The organism is uncultured Tateyamaria sp. (assembly GCF_947503705.1).
Classification (GTDB): domain Bacteria; phylum Pseudomonadota; class Alphaproteobacteria; order Rhodobacterales; family Rhodobacteraceae; genus Tateyamaria.
This window is the reverse complement of sequence record NZ_CANNES010000001.1, coordinates 968,911-982,853: the sequence shown is the minus strand read 5'-3', so window position 1 is coordinate 982,853 and position 13,943 is coordinate 968,911. Positions and strand designations below refer to the sequence as shown.

Genomic DNA, 13,943 nt, shown 5'->3' with positions numbered 1-13,943 from the left:
AAGGTCATGTCACGTGAAAGGTTAGAGTCTCGGTGGCGAGATCGCTTAGGATGGATTGCACGAAAATATAGTTGAATGTGTCGCTGTTGAACGTCGCGGCGCACAGTTGAAAGGGCAACGCCAAGCTGCTTGTACTCTTTTGGACCTTCCACATGCTGGACGAATTCAAGGCATCGCCGTTTTTGACCAGATTGGCCGGGCCGGTGCCTTGCAATGAATACATGCCCGAGGACAGATCGGCATTGCCCAGCTGATAGGTGGCTATGACGTGCAGCGATGTGCCGCCACTGTCATCCAACGTGGTCGCCAGCGCCGCGCCGAACGGCGCGCCAAAGCCGGGATCAGGCGAGGTCTTGTTGGTCGAGATGTAAAACTCCATCTCTGTCCACGTCTGGCCCGGCAGGGCGGACCACATGCTGGTATAGGGCTGGCCCAGAGGCGAGTTCAGCCCACCATAAAGCCACAACTTGGCTGTCGATTGACCGGACGCGGGGTCATTCACCGCGCAGCCCTGAAGGCTGTGAAAACACATCGGCTGCGGCAGGTCCGTCGCCTTTTGCCAGGTTTTGCCGTCTTGGGTGGAATAGACATCGCTCAGGGTGTTGCCATTTGCATCGACACCGCCCGACACCCAAAGCCGGCCATCATAAGCCGTGATCGCGTGGCCCATCCGCGCGCTCCACGGCACGTTCTCCGACAGGTCTTCCCACCGTTCCTCTTTGGGATCGTAGGCGTGGACCTGGTTCGAAAACACCGACGCATCAACCTGACTGCCCCCAATCAGTACAACCCTGCCCTTGAAAAAGGCCGCAGGGCTTTTGGCCATCACCTCTGGCACGTTTCCGTCCTTGCACATTTCGTTCTGCGTGCCCATCGAACCCGCAGCCGGTTCCAGCGGATAGATCGCAGAGCCCCAGAAGGAATTAAAAACGCCATAAAGCCGATTGCCCCCATCCGACAGGATATTCATCGGTGCGCCCTGATCACAGTCGATGCGGTTCCATCCCGCCTCTTGGATCCGGACAAAAATCGTACGGCTGATTGTTTTGCCCTTGGCCGTGACCTCCAGCCGGTATGGATAAAGACCTGGCACGTAATAGGTCTTGTCCTGATAATCCCGCTCGTGGGTTGGGGCCGACCGCTTTCCGTCGATGGGCAGCAACTGCTTGTCAAACCGAAAGAGGGACACAACCGAATCCGCGCTGGTCTCCCAGGACAGTTCAACAGGCGGCTTGCCGGAATAGTTGACGACGGAGTTCTTGGCCTCGAAGCTGACGATCCGGGGCACATCATCGGCCCCCAGAACGGTGACGGTGATGTCAGTGCTCTTTAGCTCTTGGCCACGTGTACCCCAGAGCAATTGCAAGGTCTGGGGCCCTTCGGTGCGGGCCGTGATATTCAATAAATCCAGGGTGATCGTCTGATCATGGTCAAACACCACACCCCGTGTCGCGCCCAATTGATACTTTGTCATGCCGTCGGGCGCATCCGCGACCGGCACGGGCGTAAGGGTCGCCGGGCCAAATTTGATGGCAGACACATGGTCGGCATCCACAAAGCTCTCAGGGATCAACAGATACAAAACCTGGGTCACCGCGCCGGCGGCGGTGTTTGTGATATCAATGGTCACCGCCGAAGTCGCGGCACTGCCCAATCGAACCTCTTCCGAGGCCAATTTGATTTTCAACGCATCTTCGGCCATGGCTCAATTCTCCTTGCGGGTGTAGAGGGCGAGGGATTTGACACTGCGGTTGCCCTGCTTGTCCGTCGCCGTCGCTGTAATCGTGACCGTCCGCTCAACCGTATAGCGATATTGGTCCGGCAGGTGATGATTTTCGTCTGCCGTGAAGGTGGCGATGGGCGCATCACTGCCTTGCGCTTGCAAGACCAGCGTGTCCGCTCCTTCCACCATCCAGCCCAACGTTATCGTGGTGCCGGGGGCGACCGTGACGGCCCCCTCCTTGACCCAGAAGGCCTGCATGCTGACCGGGTTCATCTTCAGCTTGAGCCACCCTTCCTGCAATTGCTGCGGCCGGGTGCCAAAGCCGCCCCTGTCGCCCGGATCGCGGATTTCGGGGAATTCCAGCCAGTTTGTGACCTGCGGCCGCGCGGCCCAGGACCAGGTGCCATAGTCATCCGACGGATTGGGCAAGCAAGGCGCGCCGGGCGGGCCCAGAATGGGGGCGCTCTGGAAAAACACATCCTGAATGGCGGTCAGGCCCGCTGCTACATCCTCGGGCAGTGTGATCGAATGGCGGGGCAGAATGCCGGAACGGGCATGGACCGCCGCATGCGGGTCCATCAACAAGGTCACATCTACAGGTGCGCGGGCATCCACGTCGATATCCTTGCCGTATTGAACCCCCGCATAATCCGTGCCGGTCAGGCCAAAGCGCGGATAGTAGGTATCGCTGTCTTGCAACATGAAACCGGCCAGCCCGCCCGCAGCGCCAGAGGTGCCGCCCAGACGCATCGGGAACCGCACCGCGGCAATCTCGCGAGTAGGGTCCTGCCCAGCCACTGTGCTCGGCTCCACAGGAGCCGCAGCATCGCGGTAGGGCGCGCCATCCAGTTCGATACCAAGACGGGCACGGACCAGCGCGAGCGGCCTGCCCACCAGGATCGACAGGCGCGGATCATGCTCGACCGTCTGGTCCAAGTCCGCTTGCGCCGCCTCGATCGAGGCTAGGAAATGGCGCGCGCCATCCCCATTAAAGGTCAGGACATTCGCGACAAAACGGGACAGTTCGGGATCATCAATGTCTACCTCTGTGGTGTTCTGCCCTGGCACCGGCACCCAGAAAAAGCCCCGGTTGCTGTCATGGCCACCGCCGCTGCCGCCTGCGCCGGGTGCGCGAATGACTCGCTGCAAGGCGCCCAACAGGTGACCCTTGGCGTTGCAGACCATCAGGCTCTGATCCAGATGGTTGGAAAAAATCCAGCCGCAAAGCGGCGTGCCGACTGTGGCGTCCTCGGCTGCAGGGCGCCATTTGAAATCGACGCGGGCGGCCTGCAAATAGCGGGGGGGCAGCACCACGGCAGGGTCATCCGCCTTCGGCGTGGGCAGCCCGAACGAGGGCACAATCGGCGCATCGGTACCGGTGGTATTGATCAACACGCGGGTCTGGCCAAAGGAATCCACAATCGACAAGCGGCGGATCGACAATTTGCCCGCGCGCATCGGCTGAAACGGGTGCAGCGGCACGCCATCGCGGCTCAGGGCCGGGGCATACATATGCTGCGGGTCCAGCGCCGGATATCCCGCAACGGGATCGGTGACAGGGTCCAACTTGGGCTGGGAGCTCGGGGGCGTGGCATTCAGGTATTTCGGGTTGATTGGTGGCAGTTGCAACCCTTCCACCAACTGGCCCAGCGCCTGCTGAAACCCGCCCAGCGATTGGGCCACCACTGGCATACTGTCGAGGTCGGAAATGATCTGGCTCAGCTTGTCGCTGCCCTTGGCGAGGTTCAGCTTTTGCAACCGGCGGCGCAAAACCCATGCCGCGTTCGGGGCCAGCATCGAATAGGATTTATAGGTGCACGGGGTCGATGCGACGGCCATATCCTGCGGCACGACAAAGTCATTGCCCTCCGCGTTCAAGGGCCAGCCTGACCAGTTGCCCGGGATCGCGGCGGTGCCGCCAAGGCCGTCCTGCGGTGACCAATCGACCTCCCAAACCAGATAGACGGGGCGCCACGGGTTACCCACCCACCGCTGAAATCCCAGCGCATTGGGGCGCACAGCAGGGGCCACATCGGTCAGCGCACCAAAAGCCAAATGCAGATCGGGATCAGGCAACGGATCGCCCCCGATCAACAACCGTTTGACCCCGGTGCTGAGGGCTGCAATCGCCGCATCAGACGGGTGCTGCATATCGCTCAACACAAACATCTCGCGCGCGATGGCTGTCACCAGTTCCGGTATCTCGTCCTTGCCTTGCGGATTCACCGCATCCAGCAACAGGGCCTCTCGAAAAAGGCCATCCAGCAGATCGGCGTAAGGGGCATGCGGCATCGCAGGTACCGGGACAAGGCCCTCAAGCGGAAAGGGAAAGCGGGCGCTGACCTCAACCGCATTGGATTTACCCGGCGGCACACCCGCCACACCCTGGATCACTTCGCCTGCATGACGGCAGGGCAAGACGTCCATCTCGACATACTGGTTATGGACGTTGCGCGCCTCAAAATTCTTGCCCGTGATCAACAAGGCGGGGTCCGCCGCATGGTAAAACGGGGCCCCGGTGCTGCGCGACAGTTCAAGATCAGGCAGGCTGTCGGCCAGGGCTCTGCGCAACCTGTCGGCACGCGCCTCCACGTCCTGCCCTGCGGCCTCCTCCGCGCCAGCGGCGATGCCAACAGCGGTGCGGGCGCGAGCCACATCGTCTGCCAGCGCAGGGTCAGAGGTGACGGCAGCATTGTACTTCGTGGCCCAACGGCTCCAGGCGGTGAACAGGGTCTGGCGGCTGCGCGCCAGTTCCCGCTGCAATCGGGCATGACCGGCGGCGGCATCATTCAGGGCCTGCAATTCCTCTGCCGTTTTTTGCGGCAACACCTGCACGGGGCGGGGCGGTTCGGCATTCATGGGGGCGGCCATGGTCGCCGCCTGATCCGAGATCGCACTGCGCTTGGCATCAATCGAAAACCTGTCTTCGCCCGCATGGCTGGTAAAGCGGCGGCGATGCAACTCGGCATCCACGTCCTGCAAGTTCTGGTCACTGCCCAGCATGTCATAGTGAAAGGCGGTCAAAATACGCTCAAGATCGGCAGCGGTCGCCCCTTCGACCTCCATCTTCTGGGCCAGCATCGTGGCCAGTGCCTCGGCCGAACTGTTGCCGACAAAAACGGTCGCCTCGGATGTGGGCACAGGCGACACAAACACGTCGCCCGCATTCCAATGCACGCGGGCCGCCACGCCGTGACATAAGACGCGGTTCATGAGGCCCAGAGCCTTGCCAGTATCACTGACCGCAAAAGCCAGTTCATCCAACCGGGCGGCCATGGTCTCTTCAGTCACACCGTGGAGCAAATCTTTGGTCGGTTCCGAACACCAGCCCATGACCTGATAGGTGACCTGCCAGTCGCCCGCGTCGCCCCCCGTGGGATCGGGATCGTGAAAGCCCAGAACGCTTTTGGAAAGCGGATAGCTCGACGGGAAATCGGCCGTGCCAGATCCAAGGGCTGTCAGTTTCAGGTTGTACGTTGCAGGCGTTGGCGTCCAATCCTGCAAGGGCGTCGCTTGGCCCACACTGGCAAACAGCGTCGTGCTGTCTTCGTTCAGGAAAGGGACAGCACCCGGGGCAACCTTGTCCTGGTTCACTTCATGCAGAAAATCGCTTTCGATGATCCAACTGGCGGTATCGACAACTTCGCTGTTTTCGGGGTGATCTGGCGTGCCTTGTTTATAGCGGACCCGGCGCACCAGCCAGCGGTTGGGCACATACGGATAATCCAGTCCGCCATCCGGCCCTGCCACACCGTGGCCAAAGGCCTGCGGCAGCAGCCAGTGCAGATGCACGCCGCCCTCGGGCGGGGGGGCGGTGTCGCCCTGGGGAAACATATCGACCAGATCGGGGCCAGAAGTGACAAGGTTCGACCACACATTCTGAAAGGCGGGCATCAGATCGGTCCAGACATGGCCCGCCGCACCGCCTGCATCCTTGCCTACGACCAGCGCAGAAAGCTCCATCGGGGCCAAGAGCCACGCCGATCCGGTTGTGTCGCTCATGTCAATTTCTCTGATTTGAAGGTCACGAAACCAGGACTTTCGACCATTTCCACCCCGAACTCGGCCGAGGTAAAGATGCTGACATCCTGATCATGGGCCTTGAGTTTTGCGCGAATATCCTCGGCCATCCTCGCCGCGCGCAGCACCCGGGTGGGCCGGGTGGCCCCGGCGGCAGGAGCGCGCATCGGGGCCTTGATGCCAGTGTTGAAACAGGTGGGAAAAAACTCGCCAGGCGGAATGCTGCGTTCCACACTGTGGTTGTCGGGATGGCCTGCCAACACGATCTTTGGCGCACCACCGGGCAAGGTTAGGGTGAATTTCAGAACCGATTGCGTGACGCTGGGCGGTTTCTTGGGGTTCATATCCGGCACCCTAACCGTCACTGCAAAGCTGAGGGTGACCGTACCACCAGCAACAAACGCCACTTGATCCTTGGCCACCGCATAGTCCCACGTCATGGTCGTGGCCGAGAACCCGCTGGTCAGTGCTGTGATCTGATCTGCGTTCAGGCTGCCGCCCGACCAGGTCGCATCTCCAGTATACCGCGTCTCGACGCCGGCATGGGCATTGGCGCTGTGGTTGTCCAGAACACCGTGGCTTTGGGTTACGGTCACGGTCCCATTCAGATTGCGCAGCTTGAGGCGGAAATACTCTCCCGGCACGCTGCCCGGCGACAGGCCGAAATGCATACCCTCGGGCGGTTGTTTCAGGGTCAGACTGTGCACTTTACCGTTGAAAATGCACAGCATGATGTCAGGGGCCAGACGGTCGATGCGCAGCGGCGCAATCTCGGCGCCCGTGTCGTCATAGGTGCGCATCTCAAGGCCCTGCCACCCCGCCACCACTTCGGAGCGCATCAGGAAACCGGTCAGGGGCCATTTGGCATCTGTCGCCTGTGGCTCATCCTCGCCACTTTCGCGGACCGACATCGCCTCCGAAAGGGCATCGCGCAGGGCCTGATCGCGCAAGAACGTATCCAGCGGCGTGTCACGCGGCGTGGGACGGCCCACACTTGTGGCCCCCTGCACCAGCGTCGAAATCCAACCCGGATCGACATAAAAAAAGCGGATGGATTCCGAGGGCAGCATCCGCGCGTCCGGCACCAGATAGCTGAACGGGATACCATACATCAGGACAGACCGGCCCAGAAAACGGGTCACGACCTCGGGCAAGGCGGGATACGCGGGGGCCGGATCAGTCGTCATGATGGACCTCTTGGTCAAGGATCAAGCAGCACATTGTCAGTCCCACTCCTTTGACGTCTCAAAGAGCTTGGCGACCGCGTCTTCCAACGTGTCATCCGCACTCATCAACGGCGCGACATAAAACCCGGCGGCCAGATCGGCGGCGGTCTTTTCGGCCTCCTGAGCGATCTTGACGGTATTGCGATAGCGGTACATCGCGCTGGCAAAACCACGGTTCTGCAAGGCCAGCATCCGCCCCAATTCGTAGGCCGAGGCATATTCGGCGGCAAACATCCCCGTCGCGTCATAGCGCAGGGCACGGTCAGCGGTGGGGATGAAGGCAAAAGGGCTCTGCATCGCCATCTCTTGGGTGATCATCGGGCCGCGATACCACGACACGGTTTTCTCGCCCAAACGGGTGGTGTGGTTCAGGGGCGCATAACCAAGGGCAAAGGCATCCTGAACCGCCTTGGTCGCCTCATCCGTGCCTTCGGGGCGGACCGCATCCAGAGACAACAGGGATTTGTCGTCCATCTCGGTCATGCGGACCTTAAAGTCATTGGTGCCGTAACAAGTGAAATCCCAACTGGCCAAGACCGCCATACGCGCCGTGTGAGCGCCCCCCGCACCGGGCAGGGAGGGCACGCCATTCGCGTCGACGACTGGCAGATGATCCTTGAAGCCCTCAAGTGACACCAGACAGACCCGGTTCTTGATCCCGGTCTTTTCCATCGTGGTTTCAGGCAGGCGATTGCCCAGCACAACGGTGAACCAGCCGTCCTGTTGCAGCGACAGGGTCTCTTTGCCCCCGGTTTTCACCTCGCGGACATGGGCCAGAAAGGGCAGGTCTTCGGCGCTTGGGACGACCTCTGTGAACACGGACACAGGCACATCAATGGTGTTGCACAGATCGCTTTCGGTCTGGCCATAGTCCAGATGAATGCCCTGCGGGTGTACGAACCCGTCTCCGGGGTTTAGCAGCGCACCCACCGTTCGGCTGGTCACATTTGGCATCTCGCCCGGCTTTCGGTCAGTGCCTTCGGGCACGGTGGTCTCATGCTCAAAATCACCGGGGCCAAGCAGGATGAGGGCCATCCATGGCACGGGGAAATCGGCATCCTGATTGGGGTCGGTGGGGTCAATCGTCCGCTCCCACGGCAAGGTGCGACGGGTAAAGACCACATGGGGCAGCGCATTGTCGAACGGGCCGAAATGGCCCTTGGGTGGATAAACCGAATAGACTTCGTTGGGCTTGAGGGTAAAGCGGGGGCCGACAATGGCAAAGGGGCTGTCCTTGGCAAAGCTGTCTGAGGCGGCGGGGTTCCCATCCTCCCCGCCACCTGACAGATCCTGGGCGACCTTGATGGTGTAATCACCAGGCGGCAGCGCAGGCGGGGACGCCTGATAAAACCGGATCTGGCCCGCGACCAAAGGCGGCAGAGGATGATCATCGGCCATGGTCTAACGCTCCTCTGGCAGTTGCTGGCCCAGCGCGGCATAGGTCGGCTCGGACTGGTAAATCGTATCGGCCTCGGCTGCCGTTCTGGTCAGGTCGGTGGGGTTCAGCGGATGAGGGGTGCAGGCGCGCAGCACATCCATGATGGGCGCGCGCTTGTCGCTGGTGATGATCTCGGCAAAGGTCTTGTCCCCCTTGGGGGTGATCGGCTTGGGCAGGGGCACATCGCCCCAGAAAATAGACTTGTCGATGGGCTCATATGCAAAGGCGGCCAATTCCATCGCGGGCAGGCCATGACGGACCTGACTTTGCTTGCCCTTCTCGCTCAGGGTCACGGCCACGCCGGCGGGCACCTGTTTCAAAAGGGTACTGGTTGGCGTGCCAAGTTCAGGCGCGCCCTGCCCCCACATCGCATCGGGAAAGCCTTTGCGCAAAACGGTGACGTCAAACAGGTCGGCATCCACATCGCCCCGGACATCGCTGCGCATGGTGACAGTCATGTCAGATGACAGGGTCTTGGAATACAGCGGCTTGATACCCAGCTTGCCCTTCCACTCATCGCCACCCTCGGGCGCGCGGCCCAGATAACTGAGGCTGGTGCAGGGCGCCATGGACTGGACATTCACCGCCAGGTCCTGCGCGTTGACCAGGGGGATTTTGACCTTGGTGTCTGCGTTCTCCCATTCCTGCAAAAGGCCACCGGCATAGACGACAGAGGCCACCGCGTCGCGATGGGGCAGGAAGGATTTGGTGAAATCCGGCCAGTCAATCGGCTTGGCGCCCGGCGCACCATCCGCGCCAAAGCGCACGGTAAAGGATACCACATAAAACTTGATGCGGGCCTCACCGGCAAAGTCAGGTCCCCAAAGGTGCAGGTCTGCGCCCAGTTCAAAGGTAAAGGTCTTGGACACCGTGAACAGGCCCAGATCAACGCTGACCGTGGCGCTGGCGCCTATGCTTACGCCGATACGGATGTCATAATGGAACGGCTTCCAACTGATAATGAAATCGGCATAAGCGACAAACCACGCCTTGGCCCAGCCAATGTCATAAACTGCCGACAGCTTGCCCCCTGCCATCAGGCACGACGGCGTCAGGGCAAAGTACAGATCACCCGTGATCCGAACATCGCCCTTTTTCCAATCCAGTTGCAGCCGTGGGACGACGGGGTAGTGCGAAGGCGGTTTGAAATCCGGGTGATACCCGCCCAGCGTAACAACGAAATCGCCCTCATGTTCGCCACTGAACCATGTGAAAAAGGCAAAGCCACCAGTCAGCTTGCAATCCTTGTCAAAGACATAGGAATTCGAGGTCAGCCGCGCCTCAACTGACAACACGCCCACCGCCGGATTGAACTCGGCCCGCAAGGCCAGTTCGGCATAGCAAATCGGGTTTTCCGACGGTTTGAGGTTCGCAGGCACCGACAGTTTCGACAGGCCCAGCACCGCCACGGTCAGATCGGTGCCAAAGGTCACAGCCAGCAAGGCCACTGTCTCTATCTGCTCAAACGAGCGGAAGCGCACACCAGCAGCCAGCCAATAAGAGGACGGATCAGGCGGGATCGCCTCGCTGATTTTCGTCAGAGCCTCTTCGGGATCATCGCCATTGGCAATATAGGTCGGGTCCGAGATGATCTTGACCAGCGGGAATTCCTGCACCTGGTCAATCGCGGGCAACAAGAGCTTGCGCTTGAACCCAAAACCCGCCGCAAGCGCCGTCACGTTAAAGAACACCGGCCCGCCCAGGTTCTTGTCCAGTACGGCAAAGACGAACATCGACGGCGCCCCGTCAATTGACGCATATGATCCGATGCCCGACAGCGAAAACGCCTCGGTCTTGATCAGAGCGGCACCGGTATACTGCACCACGTCTATCTCTTTGGGTGGCGGCCCGGGCAAGTCGACCTTGGTTTCCATCTCCAGGAAACTGCCACTGATCTCGACAGGCCCGCCTTTGAAAGTGAGGTCCAGACCGCCAAGATCGAGGGTATAATCCTTGATGTCCTGCGGATGAGTCAGCGGGATGCCCACCGAGAAATCCATCAGGTCAATGCCCAGCGGGCCCAGTTCGACCGACCCGTCAAAGCCCACCAGCAGATGCTTGTCACTGTCAAAACCAAGCCCCACCTTGCGGCAGAACATCGGGCCAAAGGACTTGTTGACGGGGATCCAGATTTTGCCACCCGCTTCCGGGTCATCGTTCAGAATTTCGGCATCAAAATCATAGGTATAGGCGATCTGTACCGCGAACTCGGGGTTCACCGGATCGCCCTTGGCGACCTCTTTGCTGTCTTTGCCGTCTTTGGATTTGGCGTCCTTGTCACCGGATGACAACAACCCGCTGGCCACAGGGTTCTTGGTGTCTTTGGCCGGTTCGCTGGGTGGCCCCAACGGCAAAGAGGCGCGTTCAACACGCACGCCGCCACCGACTTTGACAGGGCCATCCACGTTGCTGAAATAGGCACGGGCCTGCATGCCTTCGGCCTTGTAACCCTTAATGTCAAAAAGCGGGTTCTTTTCGTTGCCCTCGACATCCAGGCCCACGCTCACCAGCTTCAGCTTGAGGTCAAATTCGGGCTTGGTTTCATTGGGCGCAATCTTGACTAGGTCAAGATGGATGCCGCGTTTGGGCGGGCCGGGTTTGTGATCGCCCCAGGAGTTGGTCAGCCAGTTTTTAGTGTCGGTTTCGCCGTCCTCGTCACTTGCCTCCTCAACCTCGCCGTCCTCGGGCTTTTCCTCCGCCTTGGCCGTATCCGACATCCACTTGCCAAGTTGCAGGATGACTTCGGTCTTTTCCTTCTTCGGCGCATCCGGCTCTTCTGCGTCGCCCTTCTTCTTGCCCCCGGCCACAACGATGTCCTGCATCGCCAGACGCAAGCCATAGCGCTGCGGGCCCGCCTCTGCCTCATCATCGTCCTCGGCCTTGCCCTTGTCATGGGTCAGATACAGGCCGTCATCCTTGCCAATCCTATAGAGCAACTGTTCATCAATATCGGCCAGATATTGCGACAGGGCCGCCTTGAAAAATTCGACGGGGCGCAGGTCTTTGAGGGTATCGAAATTGATCGGTTGTTGCGCCAAAATGGGCAGGCGCAGGGCCTTGGCGGCATCCTCGGCGGCACTCTTGGCCTCCTCCGGTACTTCGACCAAAAATCCCCATTCCACCAGGATCGAAGCCCAGCTGCAATCCTTTGCCGCCTCTGTCACAGGGGCCAGGAACCACTCCTTGACCGGCGCATAATCCAGCACAACAGCCTGCATCACCGGCAACAACCGCTCGGCAGTGAAATTCTCAAACCCGGTCAGGGGGATCATCCCGAACCGGACGGGATCGTCCTCGAACCCCTTGATGGGAAGCGCACCCACCAAGGTAAATGCGCCCGCCTGATCCAGATCGGCCACCAGCTCCGGCAGCGGCACGTCGTCCACCGCGCCACCGCCCGCCGTCGCGGTAAAGGCAAAGACCGGCGGCGTCGGGTGCAGTACATCTGCCACCACGGCCCCGACCTTGAGGCCAAGGGAAAGGGGGGCCACGACCATACCCACATCCGCCGTCACAAAGACGTCGGCCTCCCCCTGTTTGCCGCCCTTCAGGGCAACCGTCACGGGGCGGCCTGCCAATTCGGTGTCAAAGGCATAATCGAAAACGCCTTTGTCATAACTCAGCCCACAGCCCTCGGGGATCAGCGCATCAAAGACCTCTTTCCACACCGCATCATCATGCAATTTCTCTACGAGGATCTTCAGCGGATCAAGCTGCGCCACACCGCGGGTCAGCATGTCGACAAAGGATAGGGTTTTATCGTCGCCCTCATGAAAATCGCCAAAGGGCACCGGATCAGACGCGCCCTGCTCCAGCTTGAGGCCGATTTTGAAGGCAGTGGGGCTGATGCTGTAGTCCGGATCGGCGTCCTTGTACTCAAACAACGCGGACCCGTCGGGCCGCTTTGCCGTGGCAAAGACTTCAAAGCCGGGTTCAACCTTGACCGGGTTCGCCCCGCCCAAGGCAATCTCGGCCAGGGTCGCGCTGCCCGAGATGTCAAAATCCAGGTTTTCGACATGCTTGGTCGGGGCCGTCATCCGCGCACCCAGGGTCAGCATGGTCGGGTCGGCGCCATCCACGGCAAGGGTGAAATCGAGGCTCGGGGCATCGTCGCCACCGTCAAAGAACGTCACCGAAAACGGGTCCTCAATCGTACCCGCCCCGTGCATATCCTTGTCGATATCGTCCTTGCGGGCATAGATATCGAGGCCATTGGCCATGCAGAAAATGCCATGCAACCACTGGCGCAGCAGCGGCGCATCATTGACGATGGACAAGAACCAATCGCGCCAGACCGTTCCAAAATCGTCACCAACCAGCTTCAGCCATTCAACCTGCGGAATGGGCGAGGGCTGACCCGACGGTGACGGCAGACCCAAAAGCCACAGAACGCCCTGTTCCATCGCCTTGATCATCGCCTTGTCGGCCTCGGACAGCGTGACATTCACATTGACATGACCCGCGGTATCCTTGGCCGCCTTCAGCGCCGCATCCGTGGCCGCCTTCAGGGCGTATTCCAGCAAGGCTTTGAACACATCGCCCAGCAGTCGCGTGGGATCCTTGAACAGGCCAACGGCGTCCTGATCCGCCACCTTGGCATCGCCCAGCACAAAATCCTTCAGCAGGAATTGCACGTCCGGGTCCTTGTTGGTAAAGAGGTCGCCCTTGATATCCAACCCCAACAGCGACACCGCCCCGTCGGCGGCCGAAAACGGCTTGCCATCCTTGGCACGCAGTTGGGTCAGCAGTTGCACAGGCTCATCATCGCGGCCCAACAGAAATTGGCGGGTCTCAAGATCCAGGATCGGCAGTTGCGCCAGAAGGTTGATGGCAAAAAGATCATCGTCATGTTTGGCATCCCCCGCAAAAGGGTCATAGGCCACACCAAGGGACATTCGGCTCGCATCCGGGTCGCTGCTGGCGACCAGGCTCATGCCGGTCGGGACTTGTTTGCCATCTTTCGGATATTCGATCGGATACCAGAATTCGTCGGCATCGCTGTCCATCGGACTTGGCTGCTGTTCGCCCAGAAAGGACAGGATCGTGGTCAGCAACAGGTGCGGGTTGTCTTCGACCATCGCAGTGATGGGCTGAACCGGGTCTTTGAACCAGTCGGGGTTGAGGGCGTAAAGATCGGTGTCGACTTCGCGCAGCAAACCCAAAAGCGTACCAAAGATCCCAAGTTGCGGATCAAGGCCGTGCAGCACCGGACCATCCAACCCCGTCTCGGGCGCGTCTAACGACATGTCACAAACCAATCTTTCATGCTGCGGGGTGCAAACAATGCGACCCGAAGCGTCAAAATCTGATCCTCTACATACGGCACCGAAGGGCCAGCATGCGTGACATCCACAGAATTCACCTGTGGTAGCCCGGGATCACAATCCCAGCGCAGGGCACTTCTCGAAACAATAGCGTTTCGACCCGTTTGGCATCAGCCATTTAGAGGCGGCAAAGAACAAATAAAACATCACAGTACGCAGGCCCATAACAACCCGCTCAGAGAGAACCGTACCCACGCGCAGCAATAATGCAA

The 13,943-nt window shown here is 60.2% G+C and carries 5 protein-coding genes; all 5 read right to left on the bottom strand.

Going from position 1 to position 13,943, the window contains the following annotated elements:
• Positions 1-4 precede the first annotated feature (4 nt).
• The 5 genes from Q1A44_RS04800 to Q1A44_RS04780 are packed head-to-tail and all read right to left on the bottom strand — an operon-like array spanning position 5 to position 13,653.
• On the bottom strand, positions 5-1,702 hold the full coding sequence (locus Q1A44_RS04800) for a kelch repeat-containing protein (protein ID WP_299620471.1): 1,698 nt from the start codon (positions 1,700-1,702) through the stop codon (positions 5-7).
• A gap of 3 nt (positions 1,703-1,705) precedes the next feature.
• The gene (locus Q1A44_RS04795; protein ID WP_299620468.1) at positions 1,706-5,725 is read right to left on the bottom strand and encodes a hypothetical protein; all 4,020 of its coding nucleotides are present in this window, start codon (positions 5,723-5,725) and stop codon (positions 1,706-1,708) included.
• Complete coding sequence (locus Q1A44_RS04790; RefSeq protein WP_299620465.1) at positions 5,722-6,930, bottom strand: hypothetical protein; 1,209 nt, start codon at positions 6,928-6,930, stop codon at positions 5,722-5,724. Before Q1A44_RS04790 ends, Q1A44_RS04795 begins: the two co-directional genes overlap by 4 nt.
• Positions 6,931-6,966: 36 nt before the next feature.
• The gene (locus Q1A44_RS04785) at positions 6,967-8,367 is read right to left on the bottom strand and encodes a hypothetical protein (RefSeq protein ID WP_299620462.1); all 1,401 of its coding nucleotides are present in this window, start codon (positions 8,365-8,367) and stop codon (positions 6,967-6,969) included.
• Positions 8,368-8,370: 3 nt separating this feature from the next.
• Positions 8,371-13,653, bottom strand: a complete 5,283-nt coding sequence (locus Q1A44_RS04780; protein WP_299620459.1) for a DUF6603 domain-containing protein — start codon at positions 13,651-13,653, stop codon at positions 8,371-8,373.
• Between the last annotated feature and the right edge of the window lie 290 nt (positions 13,654-13,943).

Excerpts from the sequence above, each read along its gene's own strand:
- Q1A44_RS04785 (WP_299620462.1), bottom strand. The coding sequence starts at position 8,367 with ATGGCCGATGATCATCCTCTGCCGCCTTTGGTCGCGGGCCAGATCCGG.
- Q1A44_RS04795 (WP_299620468.1), bottom strand. The coding sequence starts at position 5,725 with ATGAGCGACACAACCGGATCGGCGTGGCTCTTGGCCCCGATGGAGCTT.
- Q1A44_RS04800 (WP_299620471.1), bottom strand. The coding sequence starts at position 1,702 with ATGGCCGAAGATGCGTTGAAAATCAAATTGGCCTCGGAAGAGGTTCGA.
- Q1A44_RS04790 (WP_299620465.1), bottom strand. The coding sequence starts at position 6,930 with ATGACGACTGATCCGGCCCCCGCGTATCCCGCCTTGCCCGAGGTCGTG.
- Q1A44_RS04780 (WP_299620459.1), bottom strand. The coding sequence starts at position 13,653 with ATGTCGTTAGACGCGCCCGAGACGGGGTTGGATGGTCCGGTGCTGCAC.